We start from the raw sequence: 24,633 nt of genomic DNA, 5'->3' as shown, positions 1-24,633 counted from the left end.
GAGCCAAGCCGGCGCGCCATCGGACGCAACCGGCCCGAACTCAGGTCGTCAACCGCCAGGCGCGATGAATCCGCGCATGCCGCTCGAAATCCGGGTCGATGGTGCGTGGGCTGATTTCTTCGCACTGCGCGAACTCCGCCACCCCGTCCTCGTCCAGCTTGAAGCGACGGAAGTTGTTGGAGAAATACAACACCCCCCCCGGCGCCAACCGTGCCACGGCCGCGCGCAACAGACGCACGTGCTCGCGCTGGATATCGAAATCTTCCGCGCGCGCAGAGTTGGAGAAGGTCGGTGGGTCGCAGAAGATCACATCGAAGTGCGCACGCTCGGCTTCCAGCCAGGCCAATGCATCGGCCTGCACCAGTTTGTGCTTGCTGCCGGCCAGCCCGTTCAACGCAAGATTATCGGCGCACCACTGCAGGTACGTCGCCGACAGATCCACGCTGGTGGTGGACGCCGCACCGGCCACCGCCGCTTCCACGCTGGCCACACCGGTGTAGCAGAACAGGTTGAGGAAACGGCGCCCCCTGCACTGCTGCGCCATGGTGCCGCGCAGCGGGCGATGGTCCAGGAACAGCCCGGTATCCAGATAATCGAACAGGTTCACGCGCAGCAACGCGCCGTGTTCGCGCACGTGGACGATTTCGTTGCGTTGCTCGAAGCGGCCGTACTTGCTGCCGCCCTTGCCGCGTTCGCGCGACTTCAGCGCCACGCGCTCGGCCGGCACCTCGAAGACCTCGCGTGCGGCGGCCAGCAATTCGTTGAGGCGACGGCGCACATCGGCCTCGGGAATCGTCGCCGGCGCTGCGTATTCCTGCACGTGCAGGAAGATGCGCCGGTCGCCGTCGGCCTGCTGGTACACGTCGATGGCGGCGGAATATTCCGGCAGGTCGGCGTCGTAGGCGCGGAAACATTCGATGCCTTCGCGCGCGCGCCACTTCTTGAATTTCTGCAGATTCTTGCGCAGCCGGTTGGCCACCATCTGCGCGCCCTCGCTGAGCGCGGTCGGTGCCGCCAGCGGGGTACGCCGCGGCACTGCGATCGGCTCGCAGACGATCAACGCGCATTCGATCGCGCCGTTGAACAGCTGGTATTTCTTGCCCGCGCGCAGGCCGGTGGCATACGCAAGCTCGGCATTGCCGCACAGCAGGCTGGCACGCCACTGCGGCACGACGCGCTGCAAGGTATCGCCCAGGCGGCGATACAGCGCGGCATCGGCGGCCAGACGCTCGTCGTAGGGCGGGTTGCACACCACCACGCCGGCGGCCTGCGGCGGGGTCTGCAACTCACCGACCTCGCGCACGCCGAACCAGATCGCCTCGGCCACGCCGGCCACGTGCGCATTCTCTTTCGCAGCGCGGATGGCATGCGGGTCCATATCGCTGCCGTGGATCACCTGCTTGAGCGCAGCGCGGCCGACGCTATCGCGTTCGCGCGCCTCACCGACCAGTTGCTGCCAGCCGTCGCGGTCGAAACCGCGCCAGCGGCTGGGCACATCGCTGCCGTAGCGCTGCAGACCGGGCGCGACGTCGGCGGCCATCAGCGCGCCTTCGATCAGCAGCGTGCCGCTGCCGCACATCGGGTCGAGCAGACCGCCGCCATCGGCATAGGCGCGCGGCCAGCCGCCGCGCATCAGTACCGCTGCGGCCAGATTTTCCTTCAACGGCGCCTCGTTCTGCGCCATGCGCCAGCCGCGTCGATGCAGCGGGCCGCCGCCCAGGTCCACCGAAATGGTGGCGCGGCCCTTGCGCAGCGACAGGTTCAGGCGCAGGTCCGGGTTGTCCACGTCCACCGACGGGCGCTCCAGGCCCTGCCGGCGCATGGTGTCGACCACCGCGTCCTTAATGCGCTGCGCCGCGTAGCGGGCGTGGGTGATGGCGGTCCCGGACACATGCGCGTCCACCGACAGCGTATGCCCCACCGACAGATGCGCGTCCCATGGCAGTTCGGCCACGCCGGCGTACAGCGCGTCTTCGTCCGGGCAATCGAACTCGGTCAGCGGCCACAGCACGCGGCTGGCCAGGCGCGACCACAACACGGCGCGCTGCGCATCGCGCAGTTCGCCTTCGACGTTGACACCGGAAATAGTGGCGGTGGCCTTGCTGGCACCGAGCGCAAGCAGCTCGTCGGCAAGCAGGTATTCCAGGCCCTTGGCGCAGGATGCGAAGAATTTCACGTAGGCAGGTATCGATAAAGACGCTGGCCGCGGCGGCGAGCGTGAAAGCAGGACGGCGGGCCGGCTCCCTGGTGGGCAATGCCGCGGCCGCCGTGGACGGGCCGCAAATGGTCGGCCATCGCGACCGGCATTACCAGCCCGGCGCCAGAGTCGCACGCTGCACGGTTCACCACGGCGCCAGCCGCCACTGCGCCTGCGCGGCATCCAGGCGCTGGTGCAGCCCCAACCGTTGCAGGAAGGCCGCATCATGCGAGGCGACGATCAGCGCCCCCTGGTGGTCGCGCAGCAGCGCTTCGATCGCTTCCACCGAGGCCAGATCCAGATGGTTGGTGGGCTCGTCCAGCAACAGCAGGTGCGCCGGCTGCGCCCGGTACAGCGCGCAGGCCAGCGCCGCCTTGAGCCGCTGGCCGCCGCTGAGCTGGCTGCAGGGCAGGTCGGCACGCGTCTGGTCCAGCCCCAGCAGCGCCAGGCGCAGCCGCTGCACGTGGGCTGGCGCACCCGGGTTTGCCTCCTGCAGTTGCGCAGCGGCCGAGCGCGCCGGGTCCAGCAGCCCCAGGTCCTGATCCAGATACGCCACCGGCACGTGCACCTGGCAATGCCCTGCGCTTGGCTGCAGGCGCCCCGCCAGCAACTGGAGCAAGGCGGACTTGCCGCTGCCGTTCGGGCCGACCAGACCAATCCGCGGCCGCCCCTGCAGCAGCAGGTCCACGCGTCGCCCGCCCAGCCGCGCGTCCGCCACCTCCACCTGCCGCAGCGTCGCCAGGCGCCGCGGCGTGTTGGCGGGCAAGGTCGGCGCCAACACAGCGAGCGCCGGATCGACCTCCACCTGCGCTGCAGCCTGCGCCACCGCCTCGCTCAGCCGCGCCTGCTCGGCCTGACGTTGCTGTTGCAGTCGGCCTGCGCTGACTTGGCTGCGCTGCTTCTGCCCGCCAAGCAGGATCGCGGCCTGATTGGCCTGCCCCGCAGCACGCGCGCCGCGTGCCTGGCGGTGCTGTTGACGCTGCAGCTGCGCGCGCAACACCTGCTCGCCGCGTGCGCGTGCATGTTTGCGCTGGGCCAGCAGATCGCTGGCGGCCTGCTGCTCGCTGGCGCGCTGCTGCGCATAGAACCCGTAATTGCCGCCGTAGCTGCGCAGCCCGTGCGCGGACAAGTCCAGGATGCGCTGCATCGCCTCGAGCACGCCGCGGTCGTGGCTGATCACCAGCAAGCCGCCGCGCCACGCCAGCAACCGATCCATCAGCCGCTGGCGTTGCGGACCGTCCAGGTGATTGCTGGGCTCGTCCAGGATCAGAACATCCGGCTGGCTCACAAACGCACCGGCAAGCGCCACGCGCATCGCTTCGCCGCCGCTCAGTTGCGCCGCCGGTGCATGCGGACCGCGTCCACCCAGGCCTTGCCGTTCCAGTTCGGCAGCAAATTGCGCATGGGCCGTCCAGCGCTCGCCAACGCGTTCAAAATCGGCGGGCGCAACACTGCCGGCGGCAATGCGGTCCAACGCATCCAGCAGCGGCGCGACACCGGCCAGGTCGGCAACGCGCTGCCCCGGCGCCACGCTCACCCGTTGCGGCAGGTAGTGCACGCTGCCACTGCGCACGCACCGCCCGGCACTGGGGAGCAGCTCACCGGCCAGCAGACGCGCAAGTACGCTCTTGCCCACGCCATTGCGCCCGACCAGACCGGTAGCGCGTTGGTCGATATGGATGTTCAGATCGGAAAATAGCGGGCTGCCATCGGGCAGCACATATGCAACGCTTTCCAGCGTCAGCGACGGACAGGTCATACGGGTCTCCATTGCATGCCAGCACACGCGCCGATCCAACCGGACCAGCAGCGGGTAAGGCCGTCATCACGACGGCGGCATCAATGGCGCATCGGACCAATCCCCGAAGGTTAAGTGCGTCCAGTCTAACCCGCCGCACTGGCCGCGACACCCGCGCAACAGGCAGGGCGCCTGCAGCTCGCGCTCAACCCAGCCCGAACGCCGGGTGGTAGGACACATCGGCCAGCGGCAGCAGCCGGTCGCCGAATGCCAGGGCTTGCAGTTCCGATGCAGGCGCCTCGGGCAACACCAGGCCAGGTTCGACCGCAAAGCCCAGGCGCCGGAAAAACGCCGGCTCGCCCAGCGCCAGGCAGCCCGCGGCGCCGCGCTCGCGCAACGTGGCGAGCGCTGCCTGCACCAGCCGCGTGCCCAGCCCTTGCCGTTGGTGGCCGGGCCCCACGGCCAGCGGGCCAAGCGCGAACCAGCCGGGCGAATCGTCGGACAGCGCCACCGGCGAGACGGCCAGATGCCCGACCACATAGCCGTCGTGATCGGCCACCAACGACAATGCCAGTGCGCCGTCCTGACGCAATCCTGCAATCACCTGGTGCTCGTCATGCCGGCTGTGTTCGGCGCGCATGAAGGCCACCATGGTCAGAAGTTCGATGGCGGCAGCGTCGCCTTCGGTGGCTTCGCGGATCAACACGTTCATCGGTGGCACCACGCGCAGCCATGGCAGGGAACCGTCCGCATCACAGGCTCTGCAACAACTCTGCGAACGCGCGTGCCGACGCGTCGACGTGCGAGGCAAGGCGATGGTCGTCGTCCACCAGCAGCAGGCGCGCATGCCGGGCCTGCGCCCAGGCGATCACGTCGGCAGCCGGAATCAGTTCGTCGCGCCAGGCATGCACGATCGAGATCGGCACCGGTGCGGCATCCAGCGCCGGCATCGGGCCCATCTTGGTCGGCGGCACCATCAAAAACAGGCCGCGCGTGGGCACCTGCAAGGACACCATCCCGGCGATATACGAGCCCAGGCTGGAACCGACCAGCACCACCGGCCCTTTCTCGGCCGCCGCCCGCGCGATTTCCAGCAGGCGCTGCAGCCGGCCTCGCACGTCGCCCAGCGTACTCACCTCGCGGCGTGCATCCAGGTCGGTGTAATCCGGGCGTTCGTGGGTCCAGCCCAACTGCTCGGCCACGTTGGCCAGCGCGGTGACCTTCAACGCGTCCGGGCCGCTTTCGAAGCCGTGCGAGAGGATGCAATGGCCGCGACTCATAGCGCCTGCACCGTATCGCCGATGCGCAGCACGCCGCCGCGCAGGACGCGTGCGCACAGCCCACCGTGGCCGCGCATGGCGTTGTAGCCGCCTGCGCCCAGGGCATCTTCCATGCGTGAACACGGGTCGCACGGGTCGGTGCCTTCCAGTTCAATTTCACCGATTCGGAATCGCCGCCCTTTCAACGCGACCAACGGAATGCCGGACACCACCAGGTTGCGCCGCAGCGTCGCCGGCGCGATGGTGGCGTGTCCCGACAACGCTGCAATCACCGGCAGATGCTCGGCCTGGATCAGGGTCACGCCGCGCTTGCCGCTGCCACCCTTGTAGCGGTCTCCCACAAGACCAATACCGGTGGTGACCTGCGCCGCGTCCACCTCCAGCATCGCCACGTCACGCGCCGGGCGCACGCCGATCCAGGTGACCTGACCGGTCTGCGGCAGCGTCGCCATCAATTTGCCCAGGGGGCTGTCGGGATTCAAAGCCATCGGGCAATGCTAGCATCCGCTCCATGTCCGATGCCGTCTTGCCGTCGCCGCCAATCACCTACGCGCCGTTATCCTACGAATCGCGGTTGGCCAGGCGTGCGCTCACCCAGATCGACATGGTGGTCATCCATTGCACCGAATTGCCGGACATGGCGATGGCGCGCGAATACGGCGAACGCGTGCTTTATGACAGCGGCACCGGCAACAGCGGGCATTACTACCTCGATCGCAACGGCAGCATCCAGCAATACGTCGCCCTGGAGCGCGTTGCGCATCATGTGCGCGGGCATAACCCGCATACGCTGGGCATCGAACTGGTCAACCGCGGCCGTTATCCACACTGGCTGGATTCGCGGCATCAGGAGATGACCGACCCGTATCCCGAAGCACAGATCGCAGCGCTGATCACCTTGTTGCAATGGCTCCAGCAGCAGTTGCCGTCGGTGCGGCGCATCGCCGGCCATCAGGCGCTGGATACCACCCAGGAAGCGGCCAGCGACGACCCGTCGCGCAAGATTCAACGCAAGCTCGACCCCGGACCGTTGTTTCCGTGGTCACGTATCGAAGCGGCGGTGAGCTGGTCGCACACGCCACGTTAGGAGGCAGTTGCAGAAAACCGGACGACGCCTGCATCCGACAGGTGTTTGCCGGTCCATCTGGAGCGGGTACAAGAGACGCTGCCCAACCACCGCACCGGCGTGACGGGCGCGGGATCGGCAGCCACCTGCAAACACTCCGGCTCATGCACGTCTACCGCGACGCCGATGGGCGAGTCACCGCGTTACGTCGGTCTTGCCCCCGGTGGCGCCAGATAGCGCCGACAGCGGCGAGAAGCGGTTCAACATGCGTGCCAATCGTGCCGTCGAAAGACAGCGTCGCCTGCAGAACACGCACGTGATAGCGCTCGGATGCTTTGATGACCCATCGAAAAACATCTCTTCCTTCGCACACCGTCAACCCGTTGCAGCACGCTCAACGTTCGGTCGCACGGTAGGTCTTCTCGCCGGCATTGACTGCCACGTCCAACCGGTTGTCAGGCGGCGCGATGGGGCAGACCACATGGGGCGTCAGTGCGCATGGCGGATTTTCGGCCAGATTGAAATCGAGGACCACCCGACCATCGCGGGGCAACGTGGCGAACAGATAACGCGCGCCGCCATAACTTTCCTTGCCGCTGGTGCGGTCGGCGAACAGGAAGAACAGGCCCTGACCATCGTCCTGCAGCAGCGGACGCAAGCGGTATTGGTGACCATCGCGCGAGAACACCGCTTCTCCCGGCACCTCCACGGTGAGCGGCGTGCCGATCGACGTCAGTAAGGTCGTCGTGCGCGGCGTTGGATAGGGTTGCCACTGCGCCTGGATGCGCCACTGCGGATCGGTCGGGAAATAGTCCAGCCCGTCGAACTGCGTCAGCGCCGGCGCTGCCGGGTCGCGGAAGCGCCAGCCGTACAAGGCGCCGGTCTGCACCAGATAGAACTGCCGGCCAGCCACGTCCAGCCGGTCGCCGCGCTGCCCTGCCCGCTCCGGTTCCAGGCGCACCTCATCGACGCGCTGCCCATCGAGCGCCACCGACGCGGCGGCATCTGCGCGAAAGCGCACCTGCCCTGCAGCATCCAACGTCAGTTGCCCCAGCTGGGCAGGGCCGGCAGGCAGGACGATATCGCTATGCGGGTCGCTGCCCACACGGTACTGGCCGGCGCGCACGCGCCCCGAACCGGTATAGCTCAACCACCCGTCGGGCGCACGCAGCTGCCTCAGCCGCTCCGCACGCGCGTGTTCCAGCGCGACCTCGTGCACATCGTGCTGCGCCGCATTTCGATGACCGGCAGCAGGCCGATCGCTGACATCGGCGGACGACTCCGCTGAACAGGCAGCCAGCGTCCACACCGCGACGCACAGCGCGCCAACCCGTAACTGCAACCGCATGGCTCACCCAGCACTGCAAGAAACTGCGCTCCGCGCAGCGAACCTGCGTCCCCACAGGTCACCGTTCCTGCCGCCATTGTGCCTGCAATCAGGCGCCGGTCGCGACCGGCCGCGAGGCGTCTTGCAGCCAACCGCTCCAGGAACCGGCGTAGACGCGCGCTCCTGATAACCCGGCCACTTCCAATGCCAGCAACAGATGGCAGGCCGTGACACCCGACCCGCACATCACCACCGCCTGCTCGGGCCGGTAGGCACCCAGCAACGCGGACAACTCCGCGCGCAGTTCGGCAGCTGGTTTGAAGCGACTATCACGCAAGCTCAGCCCCAACGGGCGATTCACCGCACCCGGAACATGCCCGGCGACCGGATCGATCGGCTCGACTTCGCCACGGAAACGCTCGCCTGCCCGCGCATCCAGCAACCAGCCCGGCGCCTGCTGCAGTCGCTGCACGATCTGCTCGGCATCCACGACCGCGGCGGCATCGAAACTGCCGGGATACGCGGCGCCATCACGCACTGCAGGTGACTCGGTGCTTTCCACAAACCCGGCAGCACGCCACGCGGCCAAGCCGCCGTCCAGCACCGCCACCCGGCGATGCCCCATCAGTCGCAACATCCACCACGCGCGCGCGGCCGCCATGCTGCCATCGGCCGCGTCGTAGATAACGACCTGGGTGTGCGGATCGATGCCCCATTCGCCCAGACGTTTGGCAAATGCCGCGCTGTGCGGCAACGGGTGCCGCCCCTGCGCCGGCCGCGACAGCTCTGCAAGGTCTTGGTCGAGATCGGCGTAGTGCGCGCCGGGCAGATGCCCCTGCGCGTACGCCTTGCGCGCTGCGTGCGGGTCTGGCGCGGTCGGTGGGGCGGCACGCGCATCCAGCAGACACAGCTGCGGATGCTGCAACGCGGCCGCCAGCGTGGCGGCATCGACCAGCGTGGTCCAGTTCGGATCGACACTCATGCAACCTGCTCCAGGCGACGACGAAGATTGAGAAGAATGGCGGCGGTAGCGCCCCAGATGCGATGGACAGGCCAATCGTATTCGAGCACGCGCCGCGGGCGCCCGCGGAATTCCAGTTCCACACTGCGTAGATTGTTCGGGTCCATCAGATAGGCCAGTGGCACTTCAAAGACGTCCGCCACTTCATCCGGCTGCGGCACCGCCACGAACCCCGGGTCGATGACCGCCACCACGGGCGTCACCCGAAATCCACTGACAGTCAGAAACGGATCCAGGTATCCGATGGCATGCACCTGCTGCGCGCCCAGCGCAATTTCTTCGCAACTCTCGCGCAGCGCTGCAGCGGCGGCGTCGGCATCGGACGTCTCCATCCGTCCACCAGGGAAGCTGACCTGCCCAGCGTGATGGCGCAGGCTGTCCGTGCGCCGGGTCAGCAACACCGTCGTTCCCTGCTCCCGCGGCACCAGCCCGCACAACACCGCCGCTTCGGCAGAGGCGTCGCCGTCGGTCAGGTCGATCAGCTCGGCATGGTTCCAACCCGGCCCGGCCGGCGCGGTATCCAGCGGGTACAGCGCCCGCCTCAACTGCGCGTATTCGGGCAGGCGTGCCGTCAGCGCGCGTGCCGGGAGCACCGTGTGCAGATAGTCCTGGCGTTCGGCGTCGCTCATGCTCATCCAGCGTGCAATTTCATCCAGGCTGCGCAAACAGCCGACGCAGCGCGACTGCGCGTCCAGCGAACATACACCGATACACGGACTGGGCAGAGGGCCGGCAGCGAAATCGGGACCGTCATTAGATCCGACGTCACTGCCGCTCATCGCTGGTCCTGCGGCCGCTGCATCGTTGCATCGCTCTCTTCAGACAATCGCCAGACCAAAACGACAACGCCGGCCTGGTGGCCGGCGTTGTGGCAGCAACATCGCGTGCAATTACTTGACGCTGACCAGCTTGATCTCGAACTGCACAGCCACGTTCGGCGGGAACGGGGTACGCGGATCGGCGCCGTAGGCCTTTTCCGGCGGCAGGGTCACTTCCCACTTCGAGCCGGCCGGCATCTGCAGCAGCGTGTCGCGCATGGCCTGCATTTCGACCTCGCTGACCTTGATGGCCGGGATCTGCTGCGCCGGACGCGCCTTCTCGCGGTCGCCGAAGGGGAATGGACCGGCCACTTCCAGCTGCACGGTGCTGGCCTGGGTCGGCTTGGCGCCCTTGCCGGCTTCGATCACGCGGTACTGCACGCCGCTCGGCAGCGTCTGCACGCCAGCGGTGCTCTTGTTCTTGGCCAGGAACGCATCGCTCTTGGTCTTGTTGGCCGCAGCGGCCTTGTCGTACTCGGCCTTGGCCTGCTGGGCACGGCCCTGCTCGCGCTTCTGGAACGCTTCAACTGCCGGCTTCAGCTGGTCGGCAGTGATCGCCGGCTGCTTCTTGGCATAGGCGTCCTGCAGACCCTTTACCACCGAGTTGATGTCGAGCTGCTCGCCGCGGCCGGTGAGCTCGGCAAGATTGTTGCCGTAGTCATAGCCGAAGTAATAGCTCAACTTGCCCTTCTCGGACGTCGTGTCCTGGGCCAGTGCATTGCCCGTCAGGGCCAGGGCCGCCACGGCGACCGCGATAGAACGCAACTTCATCAAACAATTCTCCAGGGTGGTGGCACAGGACGGGTCTGCCGCCTGAGATGACGCGCTAGGATAACGGCCGCGATACCGAACCGCTACTTATCGCGAAAGCTAGGACCAGCAAGGCTTTCGGAAGTTCCGCATTTACTATTTTTTTACGTTCGCAAGGGTTCACATGTCCAATCACGTCATTCTGATCGCCGATCACGCCAGCGTCCGGACCATTACGGTCAACCGGCCGGACAAACTGAACGCCTTGAACCAGGCGACCATGCAGGCGCTGGATCAGGCGTTCCAAGACGCAGCCGCTGCGGACGATGTACGCGCCGTGATTCTCACCGGCGCCGGCCCCAAGGCCTTCGTGGCGGGTGCGGATATCGCGGAAATGAGCGATCTGTCGGCAATCCAGGGCCGCGAATTCTCGCTGCTGGGCCAGCGGCTGATGCGCCGGATCGAGCGCATGCCCAAGCCGGTGATCGCGATGATCAATGGCTTTACGCTGGGCGGTGGCCTGGAGCTGGCGATGGCGTGCCACCTGCGCATCGCCGCAGCAACAGCGCGCCTGGGGCAACCTGAAATCAATCTCGGCCTGATTCCCGGCTTTGGCGGCACGCAGCGCCTGCTGCGTCTCACCGGTCGCGCCGCAGCGCTGGAACTGTGTCTGCTCGGCCTGCCGATCGACGCAGCCCGCGCATTGCAACTGGGCCTGGTCAATCGCGTGGTCGAAGCGGATGCGCTGCACGAAGAGACGCTGGCGCTGGCGCAACGCCTGGCAACCGCCGCGCCGCTGGCGCTGCGCGGCATTCTCGATGCGGTGGTGTTCGGCGGCGAATGCGCCATCGAAGAGGGCCTGCAGCTGGAAACCGCGCAATTTGCGTTGTTATTCGCCACTGACGATATGCGCGAAGGCACTCGCGCGTTTCTCGACAAACGCCCTGCCCAGTTCCGCAATCGTTGATATCGCCATGACGCTCGACCCCACCCCGGAATCGCGTCCATTGCCGCTGCTGTTGTTCGATTGTGTGCAGGCCGACGACCTGGATCGTGCGCTGGCACTCGGCTTGATGGCGTATCTGCCCGACCCGCAGCACGACGCGCTGGACGCCGACTACCCGCAGGTCTGCGCCACGTTGCTAAGCGCGCAACGCCGTCTACGAGACGCCTGGGCCGCGCGCGAACGCTATCGCGCGCGCTCCGCTCGCCTGCACCGTCGGGCTGCCGAACGCGACGCGCGCAGGGCGCCCGCCCCGGCACCCAGCCAACCGGCAACGCCCGCACTGCCGCCGCTGGCCGCTGCCATCCTGGCACGCGCAAAGGCGAAAGCCGCTGGCGGAGCGCAGCCATGAACATACCTCAGACAACGGCGCCGGCGCGTCGTGGCAGCAGCATGCGCAAGCCCGAGATACAGGAAATGTTCGCGCGCCTGCGCGAACTCAATCCGCACCCCACCACCGAGTTGGAATACACCACCCCATTCGAGTTATTGATCGCGGTGCTGCTGTCGGCGCAAGCCACCGATGTCGGCGTCAACAAGGCGACCCGCAAGCTATATCCGGTGGCCAATACCCCGCGCGACATTCTCGATCTCGGCGAAGAAGGCCTGAAGCGATATATCTCCACCATCGGCCTGTTCAACGCCAAGGCCAAGAACGTCATCGCCACCTGCCGCATCCTGCTGGAGCGCTATGGTGGCGACGTGCCGCATGATCGCGCCGCACTGGAAGCGCTGCCCGGCGTTGGCCGCAAGACCGCAAACGTGGTGCTCAACACCGCCTTCGGCGAGCCCGCCATGGCCGTGGACACGCATATCTTTCGCGTTTCCAACCGAACCGGTCTTGCGCCAGGCAAGGACGTGCGCGCGGTCGAAGACAAGTTGGTCAAGGTGATTCCGGCCGAATTCCTGCACGATGCGCATCACTGGCTGATCCTGCACGGACGCTACGTCTGCAAGGCACGCAGGCCGGATTGCCCGGGCTGCGTGATCCACGATCTATGCCGCTATCGCGACAAGACGCCGCCGGCCCCTGAGCGGCAAGCAAAAACCAGGAGTTGAGGCAGCAATGTAGCCGAAGCAACGACGTAACCGCGCGCCCTGATCCATGCGCAGCAACCGCAAGGCCGCAAGCTTTTACGATCCCGAATCCCCACTCCCGCCCAAAGAAAATCGCGACCGGATGATGCGTCTATCGGCGCCATGCATCATCCGATCACGATAGGGGTCACCCGGCGCGAACGCCGGGCGTTTACGACACTTTACGCAGCCTTCGCCTGTTCGACGCGCTGTTCCACCAGCGCGCCATCCACCGTGGGCTGGCCTTCGACACGTCGATCCAGTTCCTTCCAGTCCACCACCAGTTCGCAGCCGCGCGAGGCTGCATTGCGGCTCCAGTCGCGCAACAACTCGATGCAGGCATGATCGACGTGGTGCAGCTTGGCCACATCCAGATGCAGCGCAGTGTTCGGCGGCACGCTTTCCAGCGTACGTGCCATCGCCGGCACCTTCAGGAAGGTGGCCGAACCCTGCAGGGTCAGATGCATTTCGTCCTTCTTGTCGGCGTGCTCGCGCACCTCCACCTTCAGACGCGAAGAATGCAGTGCCAGACGGAACAGCGACAGACCGAAGCCGATCAGCACGCCGGTCAGCAGGTCGGTGGCCACGATCGCGAAGGTGGTCGCCAGGTAGATCGCGGCCGTTCCGCGACCGTAGGTCGCCAGCTCCTTGACCTGCCCGATCTTGATCATCTTCACGCCGGTATAGACCAGGATGCCAGCCAGGCACGCCACCGGCGTCATCCGCAACAGCCACGGCAACAGCATGGCGAACACCAGCAGCCAGCTGCCGTGCAGGATGGTCGATGCACGCGTTGCCGCACCGGCCTGCACATTGGCCGCGCTGCGCACGATCACGCCGGTCATCGGCAAAGCACCCAGGAAGCCGCAGAGCATATTGCCCACGCCCTGCGCCGCCAGCTCACGGTCGTATTGCGTCCGTGCGCCTTGATGCATACGGTCCACCGCCGCCGCCGACAGCAAGGTTTCGGCGCTGGCGATGAAGGCGAAGGTCACAGCCGAGACCAGCAAGGTGTGGTTGAACACGCCAAAGATGTCGGAAATGCTGGGGATGCTGATCGCAGAGAACAGGTTGGTCGGCACGTCGACCTTATTGACGTTCAAGCCTTGCAACTGCACGGTCGCGGTGACAACTACCACCGCGATCAATGCACCCGGCAGAAACCGCAGACGCTGCGGGCGCAGCTTGTCCCAGGCCAGGATGATACCGATCGTCGCCAGACCCACGAACAGCGCATTACGGCCGGTCCCCTCGCTGATGGCCTGCCACAACACGCCAGGCAATGCGGCGAAGTTTTCCAGACCGCGTGCCTTGGGCGCGGCATCCATCAACACGTGTGCCTGCGAGGCCACGATCAGGATGCCGATGCCCGACAGCATGCCGGCCACCACGGCCGGCGATGTCATCCGGAACCAGACGCCTGCGCGGCACAGACCGGCAATCAGCTGAATCGCACCGGCCACCAAGATCACCGGCCCGAGCGCAACAGCGCCGTGCTCCCGGACCAGTTCGAACACCAACACAGCCAGGCCGGCGGCCGGTCCGCTCACCTGCAGCGGGGAACCCGCCAGAAAGCCGACGACCAGACCACCAACGATGCCGGTGATCAGACCTGCGGCGGGCGGCATGCCGGATGCGATCGCGATACCCATGCACAGCGGCAGCGCAACAAGAAAAACCACTACAGACGCCAATAAATCACGCCCGAACAGTCCCTGACGGAAGTATCCGCCGATACCTGATGTGTTCATGGCAGGCTCCGTCAGGCGAGTTCAGCGCGCACGACTTGCTGCAGTCGCGGGCGTGGAGTGGCTTCGGGGGTGCTTTCGGCCAGCAGTGGCCGGAAGCCACCCTTCTCGGCATCGAAGGCGCGGATCTCCCCGTGGGCGATATCGTAGATCCAGCCGTGGATGCGCAAGGTGCCTGCCGCCAGGCGTGCTGCCACCACCGGCTGCGTGCGCAGATGGTCCAGCTGCGAGACCACGTTCTCTTCGGTCATGCAGCTCAACGCATCCGGGCTCTGTGGATCGTGCCCGTGATGCGCGGTGACATGACGCGCCGCATCGGTGTGCTTGAGCCACGCTGCCACGGAGGGCACGTCTTCCAGCGACTCCGGCTTGAGCACTGCCTTCATCGCGCCACAGTCGGTATGACCGCAGATCACGATATGGCGCACGCCCAGCACTGCGATGGCGTATTCGATCGCTGCCACCACGCCACTGACATGTTGCGAGTACGGCGGCACCACATTACCGATATTGCGATAGACGAACAGTTCGCCTGGCTGTGCGGAGAAGATCAGCTCCGGCATGACGCGCGAATCTGCGCAGGTGATGAACAGCGTATGCGGGCTCTGGCCGCCCGCCAGTTCCTGAAAGCGCGCACTCTGGCGCGGATAGACTTCCTTACGGAAATGACGAAAACCTTCTAGCAAACTTTCCATGGGAGATTCCTCTAGGCAACGAATAGCCGTCCGCGGCGCAAACCGCGAATTGCAAAGACAAACAAATCAAGTAGGAATCCGGCGCGGAACGCACCGGGTGGAGCGACAGCGGGGATCAGCCAAGCAGTGCGTTTGGAGGACGCAGCTGTGGGATCAGGTCGCGTTTTTGATTTGCCGGCGCGTGATGCGCATGCCAAGAGGGGGAATACCGCGCCAGCATCGGCCATGCTTGGGAGAGCAAGGGGATATCGTCTGCAGGCTGTGTGTCGACTTGGCTCTGTGTATCGCCGTCGTCCTGCGGATCTTCAACTGCATCGCGTTCTTCGCCAGCATCCACCATGACCGCCAAGCCGTCGCCCACGAACGCATCATGCATGCGCGCGTGCGCGTTGGCTGCCGACCACGCGGAGAGCGCGAGCAGGCAGACCAACAGCATTTGGAGGAATCGAGTAAACATGGCCTCGAAGCTAACAATTTTGACGCCACGCATGCAAGTGGTGCGCCGCACAAACTGACGCATATGTTCAGGCTGACGTGGCTCCAGTTCAGGCCGTCAGCGGCGCCGCTTGCAAATTCAAGGATTTGAGGTCGGCGCAGCGTGCTGTCATGAATCATCGCCGTTCAGCTTTTTGACACACGATGACATAGTTTAAACACTCGTAAACTCTTGTCTTTATTGGCAAAAATCACTTATTACGTTTCTGTTGTCTTGTCACATTAACGCAACCTTCACACCCTAGCCTGCGCCCACTTTCTCAGGTCGCAAGGCATCTATGAAACTCGCTCCCACCCTGCTTGGTTCCGCGCTGCTGCTGGCACTGGCCGCTCCTGCAGCACACGCCGAGATCGCCATCGATGTGATCGGCGGTTCGGAAATCTCGCTGGAAGGCCTGGTCCAGGCCGACGGCAACTGGTTCCACAACGATGTGCAGGACCTCAATGGTCCGATCGGCGCCAATGGCGACAATTCCGAATTCAGCATCCGGCGCGCCGAGCTGGTCCTCAAGGGCAAGGGCCCGGGCAACTTCGAATGGGTCGCCGGCTACGACCCGAGCGTGCTGAAGGAAGTCACCATCCGTGGCACCACCATTCGCAGCACCGGCCGGTTCCTGGACAACAACATCAAGTACAAGTTCGGCGGCAACGCGAACAATTACCTGCAGATCGGCCAGTTCAAGCAGCCCAACAGCCTGGAAGAACTGTCCAGCACCAAGAACAACGACTTCGTGTCGAAGGCGTCGGTGACGAACACCTATGGCATCTCGCGCCGCTTGGGCGTGGCCTATGGCATGGGCGACAATAACTGGAGCGTGACCGCCAGTGCATTCGGCCGCGAGCTGACCCGTAACCAGGCGCACGGCAACGGCTATGGCGCGCGTGGCACCTGGGCGCCGATCAACGAGACTGGCAACGTGCTGCACTTCGGCCTGAGCTACCTCGCCTACGACACCGACGACGACACCTTGCGCCTGCGCGCACGCCCCGACGCGGACCTGACCACGGTTCGCCTGATCGACAGCGGCGCCATCACCAATGTGGACAACGTCGGCGTGGCCGGTGCCGAGGCGATGTGGATCACCGGGCCGTTCAAGCTGCAGAGCGAGTACTTCCAGGAAAACGCCAACCGCATCGGTGCCAATGCGCATGACTACAAGAGCGACGGCTGGTACGTGAGCGGCGTCTGGAACCTCACCGGCGAAACCTGGGGCTACAAGGCTGGCGTGCCGACCACCCCGCTGCCCAACGAGCCGGCATCGGGCATGTGGCAGCTGGCGGTGCGCTACGACACCCTCGACCTCAACGATGGCCACCTGGTCGCCAATGGCAACACGCCGTTTGTCGATGGCGTGCTGGGCGGCAAGATGAACATCTGGACGGTCGGCGCGAACTGGTACTGGCGCTCCAATTTCAAGTTCGCGCTCGACTACGCCAAGGTCGACAGCACCCGGTACAACAGCAGCACGCGCGGTCTGGTCGACGACAATCCGTCGATCATCGAAGCACGCGCGCAGTTCTACTGGTAAGTGCGTCGCTGCCGCCACTTCCTACCGGCCCAAACATCCGACGGCGCAACGCCGTCATCGGCCTGTCATGTCCCAGACACCGCATGGTCATGCCGTTGCCCTGCAATGGCACCACGGCGGGACGTCCTCATCCCTTCGCTACAGGAGCTGTTCCGTGATCCACTCCTTTAAGACCCGTCTGGCCGTCGGCGTACTCGCCGCCTCGCTGGCACTGTGCGCCCAGGCTGCCGATGTCACCGGTGCCGGTGCGTCGTTCATCTACCCGGTGATGTCCAAGTGGTCGGCCGACTACAACGCCGCCAACAAGAAGCAGGTCAACTATCAATCGATCGGTTCTGGCGGCGGCATTGCCCAGATCAAGGCGGCCAGCGTGGACTTCGGCTCGTCCGACGCCCCGCTCAAGCCGGAAGAACTGGCCGCGGCCGGCCTGGCGCAGTTTCCCTCGGTGATCGGCGGCGTGGTGCCGGTGGTCAACGTGCCCGGCGTGGCGGCAGGCGCGCTGAAGCTGGACGGCAAGACCCTGGGCGACATCTTCCTGGGCAAGGTCAGCACCTGGAACGACCCGGCCATCGCCGCGCTCAACCCGGGCGTGAAACTGCCGGGAGGCAAGATCACCGTGGTGCACCGCTCCGACGGCTCGGGCACCAGCTTCAACTTCACCAACTACCTGTCCAAGGTCAATCCTGACTGGAAGAGCAAGGTTGGCGAAGGGACTGCCGTGCAGTGGCCGACCGGCATTGGCGGCAAGGGCAACGAGGGCGTGGCTGCCTACGTGAAGCAGATCAAGGGCGGCATCGGCTATGTCGAGCTGTCGTACGCGCTGCAGAACAAGATGGCCTACACCGCAATGAAGAACGCGGCCGGCAAGTTCGTGCAGCCGTCGGATGAAACCTTCGCCGCCGCTGCCAACAGCGCCGACTGGGGCACGGCCAAGGACTTTTATCTGGTGATGACCAACGCGGCCGGCGATAACGCCTGGCCGATCACGGCGACCAATTTCATTCTGGTGCAGAAAAAGCCGAAGAACCCGGCTGGCCTGAAGAACACGCTGGAATTCTTCCGCTGGGTCTACACCAAGGGCGATGCGCAGGCCAAACAGCTGGACTACGTGCCGCTGCCGGACACGCTGGTGACCCAGATCGAGGCGTACTGGGCCAAGAATCTGCCGCACTAATTACGGCGCAGGGCTCTGGTGTAGCGCCAAGGTGGGCAAGCCATGCTTGAAACGGCATGGGCGGTTATCTGGTCCATGCCGGCGACCTGCATGGCCGCCTGAAATGGCAACCAAGTGGCCCGCACCGAGGCTCGGCAGCAATCACGAAAACGCGTGACGGAACGACGCCGTCTCTCTCCCCGGCGTCGGCCCCGGGACGCGGATCCCGGAGGGTGCAACGCCCTCCGTGGTCCGCGTCTTTTTTTGTGATGCGTTGGCCAGAAGGCACTGTCATGCAGGTGTAACAAAAACATCATTTCATAGCGTGGTCTGCCGGAGACACCGGCCAATCCAGCCTCGGAGCTTCCATGAAATTGCAGTCGGCCAGCCTGACCGCCCTGTCCCTCACCATTGCCCTTGCCCTTGCCCTGGCCGCGTGCTCGCCCGGCAAGGACGCGCAGTCCGCGGACGCCGCAAAGGGCGCGCCGGCCGCAAGCGCCGCCGCCAGCGACAGCAAGGGCGCTGAAATTTCCGGCGCCGGTGCTTCCTTCATCTATCCGCTGGTGTCCAAGTGGTCGGCCGACTACAACGCCGCCACCGGCAACAAGGTCAACTACCAGTCGATCGGCTCCGGCGGCGGCATTGCGCAGATCAAGGCCGGCACGGTGGATTTCGGTTCGACCGACAAGCCGCTGGACAGCGCCGAACTGCAACAGGCTGGCCTGGGCCAGTTCCCGTCCGCCATCGGCGGCGTGGTGCCGGTGGTGAATCTGGAAGGCATCGCGCCGGGCAAGCTGCGCCTGACCGGCGCCCTGCTGGGCGACATCTTCCTGGGCAAGGTCACGATGTGGAACGACGCGGCCATTGTCGCGGCCAACCCGGGCGTGACCCTGCCCGCCACCAAGATCAACCTGGTGCATCGCTCGGATGGTTCGGGCACCACCTTCAACTTCTCCAACTACCTGTCCAAGGTCAGCCCGGAGTGGAAGAGCAAGGTCGGCGAAGGCACCTCGGTGCAGTGGCCGGGTGGCGTGGGCGGCAAGGGCAACGAGGGCGTGGCCTCGTACGTGCAGCAGATCAAGGGCTCGATCGGCTACGTCGAACTGGCCTATGCGCTGCAGAACAAGATGCCGTACACCTCGCTGCAGAACGCGGCCGGCCAGTGGATCGAGCCGAATGCGGAAAGCTTCGCCGCCGCCGCTGCCAGCGCCGACTGGGCCAACGCCCGTGACTTCAATCTGGTGATCACCAATGCGCCGGGCGAGAAGGCATGGCCGATCACCGCGACCAACTTCATGTTGATGCACAAGCAGCCCAAGGACGCCGCGCGCAGCAAGGCGACGCTGGACTTCTTCAAGTGGGCGCTGGAAAACGGCCAGGCCCAGGCCAGCGAATTGCACTACGTCCCGCTGCCGCCGGAACTGGTGAAGCAGATCGAAGCCTATTGGGGCAGCGAGTTCAAGTAATGCCTTGCACCCGCCCATGCGGCGGGCTGCGCTGCGGCGAGGTACCTGAAGGTGCCTCGCCGTTCCTGCTGTCTCACGCTCCCGCCGTTGCGCGGGTGACGAGTCCAATCGAATGAATGCCACCGCCATTCCCGAAGCGATGACCGCGCCACGCGGCCGCGACCTGCGCGACGCACGCGCCGATCGCCTGTTCAAGCTTGCGCTGGCCGCTACGGTCGTTTTCGTCCTGTTGGCGCTCGGCAGCGCGGCGCTGTCGATGCTGTGGGGCGGCCGCCATGCCTTGCAGACGCAGGGCCTGAGTTTCTTCTATTCGGCCGACTGGAATCCGGTCGAAAACAAATACGGTGCGCTGGCACCGATCTACGGCACCCTGGTCACCGCGGTCATCGCGATGCTGATTGCGGTGCCGGTGAGTTTCGGTATCGCGTTCTTTCTGACCGAGGTGGCGCCGCGCTGGCTGCGTGGCCCGGTCGGCACCGCCATCGAGCTGCTGGCCGGCATCCCGTCGATCATCTACGGCATGTGGGGCCTGTTCGTGCTGGTGCCGGTGATGACCGAGCACGTCACACCATGGCTCAACGATCATCTCGGCACGCTGCCGCTGATCGGCCCGTTGTTTCAGGGCCCGCCGTTGGGCATCGGCCTGCTGACCGCCGGCTTCGTGCTGGCAATCATGGTGATTCCCTTCATCTCCTCGGTGATGCGCGAAGTGTTTTTGACTGTGCCCACGCGCTTGAAGGAGTCGGCATACGCGCTGGGCTCCACCAAGTGGGAAGTGAGCTGGGACATCGTGCTGCCCTACACCCGCTCTGCGGTGATCGGCGGTGTGTTCCTGGGTCTGGGGCGTGCGCTGGGCGAAACCATGGCGGTGGCCTTCGTGGTCGGTAACACGGTGCGCCTGTCGCCGTCGCTGCTGGAGCCCGGCACCACCATCGCGGCGTTGATCGCCAACGATTTCGGCGAGGCCACTGAAACCTATCGGTCGGCATTGCTGCTGCTGGGCTTTGTGCTGTTCATCGTGACCTTCATCGTGCTGGCCATCGCGCGCTTCATGCTCATGCAGCTGTCGCGTCGGGAGGGCAACTGATGTCCGCCGCCTCGGTATCGCAATCGCTGTACATCCGCCGCCGGGTCACCAACGCCATTGCGTTGCTGCTCTCGTGCGTCACTGCGTTGTTTGGTCTGTTCTTCCTGGCCTGGATCCTGTGGACGCTGGTGTCCAAGGGCGTGCCGGGCATCGATCTCAACCTGTTTACCAAGATGACGCCGCCGCCGATGCAGGAAGGCGGCCTGCTCAACGCCTTCTTCGGCAGTGCGGTGATGTGCGGGCTGGCACTGGCGATCGGCACGCCGCTGGGCATCGCTGCAGGCACCTGGCTCGCCGAGTACGGCAACGCGCGCAAGGCCGGCGTGGTGGTGCGCTTCGTCAACGACATCCTGTTGTCGGCGCCCTCGATCGTGCTGGGCCTGTTCGTCTACACCTTGTACGTGATGCAGACCGGCGGGCGCTTTTCGGCATTCGCCGGTGCGCTGTCGCTGGCCTTCATCGTGCTGCCGGTTGTGGTGCGCACCACCGACGAAATGCTGCGGTTGGTGCCGGCGCAGATGCGAGAAGCGGCATTGTCGCTGGGCATTCCCCAGTGGAAAGTCACGGTGCAGGTGCTGTACCGCAGCGCATCGGCAGGCATCGTCACCGGCGTGCTGCTGGCGCTGGCGCGCATCAGCGGCGAGACCGCACCGCTGCTGTTCACCGCATTCGGCAACCAGTACTGGAACAGCAACATCTTCCAGCCAATGGCCAGCGTGCCGGTGATCATGAATCAATTCGCCGGCAGCCCGTACGACACCTGGCAGACGCTGGCCTGGGCCGGCGCGCTGGTGCTGACCGTGTTCGTGTTGCTGGTCAGCCTCGGCGCGCGCGCCCTGCTCTTGCGCAACAAGATCTCCAATGACTGACCTTTCCTTCCGGACACCCGACATGAACGATCTCCAAAACGCCAAGCCGATGCATCGCATCGCTGTCCCGGCCGCCACGGGGGCGCCGACGGCACAGGCGCCGGTGAAGGTGGCCGCACGCAATCTGGATTTCTATTACGACAAGTACCACGCGCTCAAGAGCATCAACATCGAGATCCCCGAAAAGCGCGTCACTGCGTTGATCGGTCCCTCCGGCTGCGGCAAGTCGACCTTGCTGCGCATCTTCAACCGCATCTACGCGCTGTATCCGAAGATGGAAGCGCGCGGCGAGGTGTTGCTGGACAACGAAAACATCCTGTCGCCGAAGTACCCGATGAACCGCCTGCGCAGCAAGGTGGGCATGGTGTTCCAGAAGCCGGTGCCGTTTCCGATGACCATCTTCGAAAACGTGGCCTACGGCATCCGCCACCACGAAAAACTGTCCAAGGCCGACATGCAGAACCGCGTCGAGCAGGCCTTGCGCCAGGGCGCGCTGTGGGACGAGGTGAAGGACAAGCTGGGGCAGAGCGCGCTGGGTCTTTCCGGTGGCCAGCAGCAGCGCCTGTGCATCGCACGTGCGGTAGCACTGCGCCCGGATGTGCTGTTGCTGGACGAACCGACGTCCGCACTGGACCCGATTTCCACCAGCCGGATCGAACAGTTGGTGGAAGAGCTCAAGCGCGACTACACCATCGTGATCGTCACCCACAACATGCAGCAGGCCGCGCGCGTGTCCGACTACACCGCCTTCATGTACCTGGGCGATCTGATCGAGCATGACCGCACCGAAACCATTTTTTCGCAGCCGTCCAAGCAACAGACCGAGGACTACATCACCGGCCGCTTCGGTTGATGTAAGGCGCGCCAGCAATGCCGCATTGACGCAGTTCCGCCGCACCGCCCGGCACGACATTTGCATCATGTGCCATGTCGCCAAGGTTACGGCGGACATCCACCACTGCCACGAATCGAGATCACGATGAACCAGCACCTCAACGACCATATCGTCAAAAGCTACGACGAGGAGCAGCACCGTCTCGTCGCCGAGATCGTGCGCATGGGCGAGACGGCGGTGGCGCAGCTGGAAGCCGCACTGGATGTGGTGGAGCGTCGCGATGACAATGCCGCGCACCGCATCGTGGTCAACGACGAGGCGATCGACGCGCTGGAGCACGCGATCAGCCACGACGTGATGCGACTTGCATTGCGCGGCCCGATGGCGCGCGATCTGCGCGAAATTCTTGCAGGCCTGCGGATTCCGGCCGATATCGAACGTATCGGCGATTACGCGGCCAACGTGGCCAAGCGCTCGATCGCGCTCAATTCCGCACCGCCGCTGCCGCAGACCGTGGGCCTGCGCGCGCTCGGCCAGATGGCGGCCGATGCGGTGCGAGAAGCCGTACAGGCATATCGCAACAAGGATGCCGATGCGGCGATCCGTGTCCGCGACGAAGATGCGCGCCTGGATGCGCAGTACACCGCGTTGTTTCGCGAGCTGCTCACCTACATGATGGAAGACCCGCGCAATATCACCCCGTGTACGCATCTGCTGTTCATGGCGAAGAATCTGGAACGCATTGGCGACCACGCCACCAACATCGCCGAGAACGTGTGGTTCCTAGTGCATGGCGAGCAACCCCTGCCTCCGCGCGTGAAGCGCGACGACACCAGCAGCACCGGCGTCGTCTAGACCGCGGCAGCGCTGCCGTGAGGCGCCGGAACGCCTTCTCATTACGTATTCAGCTTGAAACTTCTACCGTGCAGCTGCACAGGCATTTCCTGTGACCCAGGAGTCCGCTGATGAAACGCTTCGTTGGATCTTTCATGGCCTTGACGCTGCTGACCTCTGGCGCAGCGTTTGCAGCGCCGCAGCAGCACGACCTCGATCACGACCGTGACCGCAACGCGCAGCGTCACGACGACCATGGCCCTGACCGCCACGACGACCATCGCGACCGGAGGCATGACGACAGGCGCGACGATCGCCGCAAGGCGCATCACGACGATCACCGCGACGACCGGCGCGGCCCGCCGTATCGCCGCGGCGAGCGGCTGGCGCCGGACCATCGTGGCAGCCGCGTTGCCGACTACCACAAGCACCATCTCAAGCCGCCGCCGCGCGGACACGAATGGCGTCGCGTGGATAACACGTACGTGCTGATCGCAGTGGCCACCGGGTTGATCACCAGCGTCGTCGCTGGACACTAAGCGCTCGCGCTCACCGTGTCGTTAGTGAGGCCCGGTCCGTGGCAACGCGGATCGGGCTTCTTCTATTTTGGTGTGGGGGCGACCGACGCAGATGGTCCGCAGCCGCCCGGTTCGAAAAAAATGCTCGCCAACACGGGGCGGTCATGCGCGCCAACGGCATGGTGTTAGGTCATGCACCGGGTGATGCGGGCCACCGCCGCCACTGGTATGGATGTGCAAGCCTGCAGCCAAGGCAGAGCCCGGCGTGCGACCTGCTAGGCTATGCGGATGAACGAACCGGTCGATGCACAGCCTGCCCCCTCCTTTTTGCCGATGTCGCGCCGCTTTCGTGGCTATCTGCCCGTGGTGGTGGACGTAGAAACCGGCGGGTTCGACTGGAACAAGCACGCACTGCTGGAGATCGCTTGCGTGCCGATCGAAATGGGTGCCGACGGACGCTTCTTTCCCGGCGAGACCGCCAGCGCACACCTGGTGCCGGCGCCCGGGCTGGAGATCGACCCGAAGTCGCTGGAAATCACCGGTATCGTGCTCGACCATCCATTCCGATTCGCGAAGCAGGAAAAGGACGCGCTCGACCATGTGTTTGCGCCGGTGCGCGCAGCAGTGAAGAAATACGGCTGCCAGCGCGCAATCCTGGTCGGCCACAACGCGCATTTCGACCTGAATTTTCTCAACGCGGCCGTGGCGCGCGTGGGCCACAAACGCAACCCGTTTCATCCCTTCAGCGTATTCGACACGGTGACGTTGGCTGGCGTGGCCTACGGCCAGACCGTGCTGGCACGCGCCGCCCAGGCCGCAGGACTGGACTGGAATGCAGCCGACGCCCACAGCGCGGTCTACGACACCGAACAGACCGCACGCCTGTTCTGCAAGATCGCCAACGCCTGGCCCGGGCCGGTGTGAGGACGGGATTCGGGATTGGGCATTCGGGATTGGCAAAAGCGTCGTGGTTTCTGGATTGAAGCGGCCAATCGCGTACGTTTACCAAGCACGAGCCGCAACCGTCCTGATCACGACGCAGCACTGCTGCTTGCTGCCGTACCCTCATCCGCCCTTTTGGGCACCTTCTCCCGCAGGAGAAGGAACGCCTGCACTGCCGTTGCGAA

Annotated in this window: 26 protein-coding genes; 13 read left to right on the top strand and 13 right to left on the bottom strand. The window is 65.1% G+C overall.

The features are described from left to right. Nucleotides 1-40: 40 nt before the first annotated feature. The 6 genes from rlmKL to J7360_RS06740 form a co-directional block, all read right to left on the bottom strand. A complete protein-coding gene (gene rlmKL, locus J7360_RS06765) occupies nt 41-2,176 on the bottom strand; it encodes a bifunctional 23S rRNA (guanine(2069)-N(7))-methyltransferase RlmK/23S rRNA (guanine(2445)-N(2))-methyltransferase RlmL (protein ID WP_209033510.1) in 2,136 nt (711 codons plus the stop codon). Beyond that, the gene (locus J7360_RS21620; RefSeq protein WP_078585969.1) at nt 2,173-2,364 is read right to left on the bottom strand and encodes a hypothetical protein; all 192 of its coding nucleotides are present in this window, start codon (nt 2,362-2,364) and stop codon (nt 2,173-2,175) included. Before J7360_RS21620 ends, rlmKL begins: the two co-directional genes overlap by 4 nt. After that, on the bottom strand, nt 2,343-3,956 hold the full coding sequence (locus J7360_RS06755; RefSeq protein WP_209033507.1) for an ATP-binding cassette domain-containing protein: 1,614 nt from the start codon (nt 3,954-3,956) through the stop codon (nt 2,343-2,345). Before J7360_RS06755 ends, J7360_RS21620 begins: the two co-directional genes overlap by 22 nt. Nucleotides 3,957-4,140: 184 nt before the next feature. Then, nucleotides 4,141-4,647, bottom strand: a complete 507-nt coding sequence (locus J7360_RS06750) for an N-acetyltransferase (protein ID WP_057660229.1) — start codon at nt 4,645-4,647, stop codon at nt 4,141-4,143. Nucleotides 4,648-4,687: 40 nt separating this feature from the next. Then, the gene (locus tag J7360_RS06745) at nt 4,688-5,215 is read right to left on the bottom strand and encodes a YqiA/YcfP family alpha/beta fold hydrolase (RefSeq protein ID WP_005926220.1); all 528 of its coding nucleotides are present in this window, start codon (nt 5,213-5,215) and stop codon (nt 4,688-4,690) included. Then, entirely contained in the window at nt 5,212-5,703 is a 492-nt protein-coding gene (locus tag J7360_RS06740; RefSeq protein ID WP_005913821.1) for an MOSC domain-containing protein, read from the bottom strand. Before J7360_RS06740 ends, J7360_RS06745 begins: the two co-directional genes overlap by 4 nt. Before the next feature lie 23 nt (nt 5,704-5,726). Between J7360_RS06740 and J7360_RS06735 the strand changes: the two genes are divergently transcribed. Then, the gene (locus tag J7360_RS06735) at nt 5,727-6,302 is read left to right on the top strand and encodes an N-acetylmuramoyl-L-alanine amidase (RefSeq protein ID WP_007966249.1); all 576 of its coding nucleotides are present in this window, start codon (nt 5,727-5,729) and stop codon (nt 6,300-6,302) included. Nucleotides 6,303-6,675: 373 nt separating this feature from the next. Here the strand turns inward: J7360_RS06735 and J7360_RS06730 are convergent, their stop codons facing one another. From J7360_RS06730 to J7360_RS06715, 4 genes are all read right to left on the bottom strand, one after another. Next, nucleotides 6,676-7,629 carry a DUF1684 domain-containing protein gene (locus J7360_RS06730; RefSeq protein ID WP_209033505.1) on the bottom strand — a complete coding sequence of 318 codons (954 nt, stop codon included), beginning with the start codon at nt 7,627-7,629 and terminating at the stop codon, nt 6,676-6,678. An 88-nt stretch (nt 7,630-7,717) separates the two neighbouring features. After that, complete coding sequence (locus J7360_RS06725; RefSeq protein WP_057660233.1) at nt 7,718-8,590, bottom strand: sulfurtransferase; 873 nt, start codon at nt 8,588-8,590, stop codon at nt 7,718-7,720. Then, nucleotides 8,587-9,408 carry a CoA pyrophosphatase gene (locus tag J7360_RS06720; RefSeq protein ID WP_057660236.1) on the bottom strand — a complete coding sequence of 274 codons (822 nt, stop codon included), beginning with the start codon at nt 9,406-9,408 and terminating at the stop codon, nt 8,587-8,589. The genes J7360_RS06725 and J7360_RS06720 overlap by 4 nt, the downstream gene beginning before the upstream one ends. 111 nt (nt 9,409-9,519) lie before the next feature. Continuing rightward, complete coding sequence (locus J7360_RS06715) at nt 9,520-10,218, bottom strand: FKBP-type peptidyl-prolyl cis-trans isomerase N-terminal domain-containing protein (protein WP_004429231.1); 699 nt, start codon at nt 10,216-10,218, stop codon at nt 9,520-9,522. Between the two features lie 163 nt (nt 10,219-10,381). On the opposite strand from J7360_RS06715, the gene J7360_RS06710 reads away from it, so the two are divergent. The 3 genes from J7360_RS06710 to nth are packed head-to-tail and all read left to right on the top strand — an operon-like array spanning nt 10,382 to nt 12,259. Beyond that, nucleotides 10,382-11,164, top strand: a complete 783-nt coding sequence (locus tag J7360_RS06710; protein WP_007966234.1) for an enoyl-CoA hydratase-related protein — start codon at nt 10,382-10,384, stop codon at nt 11,162-11,164. A gap of 7 nt (nt 11,165-11,171) precedes the next feature. Continuing rightward, complete coding sequence (locus J7360_RS06705; RefSeq protein ID WP_033481353.1) at nt 11,172-11,552, top strand: hypothetical protein; 381 nt, start codon at nt 11,172-11,174, stop codon at nt 11,550-11,552. Next, nucleotides 11,549-12,259, top strand: coding sequence for an endonuclease III (gene nth / locus J7360_RS06700; protein WP_057660238.1), 711 nt, complete (start codon nt 11,549-11,551; stop codon nt 12,257-12,259). The genes J7360_RS06705 and nth overlap by 4 nt, the downstream gene beginning before the upstream one ends. A gap of 200 nt (nt 12,260-12,459) precedes the next feature. On the opposite strand, the gene J7360_RS06695 is transcribed toward nth, so the two are convergent. From J7360_RS06695 to J7360_RS06685, 3 genes are all read right to left on the bottom strand, one after another. Further along, nucleotides 12,460-14,028 carry a SulP family inorganic anion transporter gene (locus J7360_RS06695; RefSeq protein ID WP_007971991.1) on the bottom strand — a complete coding sequence of 523 codons (1,569 nt, stop codon included), beginning with the start codon at nt 14,026-14,028 and terminating at the stop codon, nt 12,460-12,462. A gap of 11 nt (nt 14,029-14,039) precedes the next feature. Beyond that, nucleotides 14,040-14,720 (bottom strand): carbonic anhydrase, encoded by a 681-nt coding sequence (locus J7360_RS06690; protein WP_022559631.1) that lies wholly within the window; start codon nt 14,718-14,720, stop codon nt 14,040-14,042. Nucleotides 14,721-14,835: 115 nt separating this feature from the next. Next, nucleotides 14,836-15,156 carry a hypothetical protein gene (locus J7360_RS06685; protein WP_033481354.1) on the bottom strand — a complete coding sequence of 107 codons (321 nt, stop codon included), beginning with the start codon at nt 15,154-15,156 and terminating at the stop codon, nt 14,836-14,838. A 337-nt stretch (nt 15,157-15,493) separates the two neighbouring features. On the opposite strand from J7360_RS06685, the gene J7360_RS06680 reads away from it, so the two are divergent. From J7360_RS06680 to rnt, 9 genes are all read left to right on the top strand, one after another. Further along, a complete protein-coding gene (locus J7360_RS06680; protein ID WP_003487161.1) occupies nt 15,494-16,744 on the top strand; it encodes an OprO/OprP family phosphate-selective porin in 1,251 nt (416 codons plus the stop codon). A 154-nt stretch (nt 16,745-16,898) separates the two neighbouring features. Then, complete coding sequence (gene pstS / locus J7360_RS06675) at nt 16,899-17,918, top strand: phosphate ABC transporter substrate-binding protein PstS (protein ID WP_057660239.1); 1,020 nt, start codon at nt 16,899-16,901, stop codon at nt 17,916-17,918. 347 nt (nt 17,919-18,265) lie between these two features. Continuing rightward, nucleotides 18,266-19,363, top strand: coding sequence for a phosphate ABC transporter substrate-binding protein PstS (gene pstS, locus J7360_RS06670; protein WP_057660240.1), 1,098 nt, complete (start codon nt 18,266-18,268; stop codon nt 19,361-19,363). 112 nt (nt 19,364-19,475) lie between these two features. Then, on the top strand, nt 19,476-20,450 hold the full coding sequence (gene pstC, locus J7360_RS06665) for a phosphate ABC transporter permease subunit PstC (RefSeq protein ID WP_007971998.1): 975 nt from the start codon (nt 19,476-19,478) through the stop codon (nt 20,448-20,450). Next, nucleotides 20,450-21,319: a phosphate ABC transporter permease PstA gene (pstA, locus tag J7360_RS06660; RefSeq protein ID WP_209033503.1), complete on the top strand. Its 870-nt coding sequence runs from the start codon at nt 20,450-20,452 to the stop codon at nt 21,317-21,319. The genes pstC and pstA overlap by 1 nt, the downstream gene beginning before the upstream one ends. A gap of 22 nt (nt 21,320-21,341) precedes the next feature. Continuing rightward, nucleotides 21,342-22,172, top strand: a complete 831-nt coding sequence (gene pstB, locus J7360_RS06655; protein WP_005913798.1) for a phosphate ABC transporter ATP-binding protein PstB — start codon at nt 21,342-21,344, stop codon at nt 22,170-22,172. Nucleotides 22,173-22,298: 126 nt separating this feature from the next. After that, nucleotides 22,299-23,009 (top strand): phosphate signaling complex protein PhoU, encoded by a 711-nt coding sequence (gene phoU / locus J7360_RS06650; RefSeq protein WP_003487149.1) that lies wholly within the window; start codon nt 22,299-22,301, stop codon nt 23,007-23,009. Nucleotides 23,010-23,119: 110 nt separating this feature from the next. Then, on the top strand, nt 23,120-23,527 hold the full coding sequence (locus J7360_RS06645; protein ID WP_057660242.1) for an RcnB family protein: 408 nt from the start codon (nt 23,120-23,122) through the stop codon (nt 23,525-23,527). A gap of 261 nt (nt 23,528-23,788) precedes the next feature. Further along, nucleotides 23,789-24,430 carry a ribonuclease T gene (gene rnt, locus J7360_RS06640; protein WP_005913796.1) on the top strand — a complete coding sequence of 214 codons (642 nt, stop codon included), beginning with the start codon at nt 23,789-23,791 and terminating at the stop codon, nt 24,428-24,430. The last annotated feature ends 203 nt before the right edge of the window (nt 24,431-24,633 follow it).

The sequence above is a fragment of the Xanthomonas sp. D-99 genome (assembly GCF_017746145.1).
In the GTDB taxonomy this organism is placed as follows: Bacteria; Pseudomonadota; Gammaproteobacteria; order Xanthomonadales; family Xanthomonadaceae; genus Xanthomonas; species Xanthomonas cissicola.
Note: the sequence above shows the minus strand (reverse complement) of the source record. Positions and strands in the feature narration are given on the sequence as shown.

Coding starts and splice junctions, on each gene's coding strand:
- J7360_RS06720 (WP_057660236.1), bottom strand. CDS start 9,408: ATGAGCGGCAGTGACGTCGGATCTAATGACGGTCCCGATTTCGCTGCC.
- J7360_RS06685 (WP_033481354.1), bottom strand. CDS start 15,156: ATGCTGTTGGTCTGCCTGCTCGCGCTCTCCGCGTGGTCGGCAGCCAAC.
- phoU (WP_003487149.1), top strand. CDS start 22,299: ATGAACCAGCACCTCAACGACCATATCGTCAAAAGCTACGACGAGGAG.
- J7360_RS06750 (WP_057660229.1), bottom strand. CDS start 4,647: ATGAACGTGTTGATCCGCGAAGCCACCGAAGGCGACGCTGCCGCCATC.
- J7360_RS06715 (WP_004429231.1), bottom strand. CDS start 10,218: ATGAAGTTGCGTTCTATCGCGGTCGCCGTGGCGGCCCTGGCCCTGACG.
- J7360_RS06730 (WP_209033505.1), bottom strand. CDS start 7,629: ATGCGGTTGCAGTTACGGGTTGGCGCGCTGTGCGTCGCGGTGTGGACG.
- pstC (WP_007971998.1), top strand. CDS start 19,476: ATGAATGCCACCGCCATTCCCGAAGCGATGACCGCGCCACGCGGCCGC.
- J7360_RS06680 (WP_003487161.1), top strand. CDS start 15,494: ATGAAACTCGCTCCCACCCTGCTTGGTTCCGCGCTGCTGCTGGCACTG.
- J7360_RS06705 (WP_033481353.1), top strand. CDS start 11,172: ATGACGCTCGACCCCACCCCGGAATCGCGTCCATTGCCGCTGCTGTTG.
- rnt (WP_005913796.1), top strand. CDS start 23,789: ATGCGGATGAACGAACCGGTCGATGCACAGCCTGCCCCCTCCTTTTTG.
- J7360_RS06725 (WP_057660233.1), bottom strand. CDS start 8,590: ATGAGTGTCGATCCGAACTGGACCACGCTGGTCGATGCCGCCACGCTG.
- J7360_RS06755 (WP_209033507.1), bottom strand. CDS start 3,956: ATGACCTGTCCGTCGCTGACGCTGGAAAGCGTTGCATATGTGCTGCCC.
- J7360_RS06690 (WP_022559631.1), bottom strand. CDS start 14,720: ATGGAAAGTTTGCTAGAAGGTTTTCGTCATTTCCGTAAGGAAGTCTAT.
- pstS (WP_057660240.1), top strand. CDS start 18,266: ATGAAATTGCAGTCGGCCAGCCTGACCGCCCTGTCCCTCACCATTGCC.
- pstB (WP_005913798.1), top strand. CDS start 21,342: ATGAACGATCTCCAAAACGCCAAGCCGATGCATCGCATCGCTGTCCCG.
- pstA (WP_209033503.1), top strand. CDS start 20,450: ATGTCCGCCGCCTCGGTATCGCAATCGCTGTACATCCGCCGCCGGGTC.
- nth (WP_057660238.1), top strand. CDS start 11,549: ATGAACATACCTCAGACAACGGCGCCGGCGCGTCGTGGCAGCAGCATG.
- J7360_RS06695 (WP_007971991.1), bottom strand. CDS start 14,028: ATGAACACATCAGGTATCGGCGGATACTTCCGTCAGGGACTGTTCGGG.
- J7360_RS06745 (WP_005926220.1), bottom strand. CDS start 5,215: ATGAGTCGCGGCCATTGCATCCTCTCGCACGGCTTCGAAAGCGGCCCG.
- J7360_RS06645 (WP_057660242.1), top strand. CDS start 23,120: ATGAAACGCTTCGTTGGATCTTTCATGGCCTTGACGCTGCTGACCTCT.
- J7360_RS06735 (WP_007966249.1), top strand. CDS start 5,727: ATGTCCGATGCCGTCTTGCCGTCGCCGCCAATCACCTACGCGCCGTTA.
- J7360_RS06740 (WP_005913821.1), bottom strand. CDS start 5,703: ATGGCTTTGAATCCCGACAGCCCCCTGGGCAAATTGATGGCGACGCTG.
- J7360_RS06710 (WP_007966234.1), top strand. CDS start 10,382: ATGTCCAATCACGTCATTCTGATCGCCGATCACGCCAGCGTCCGGACC.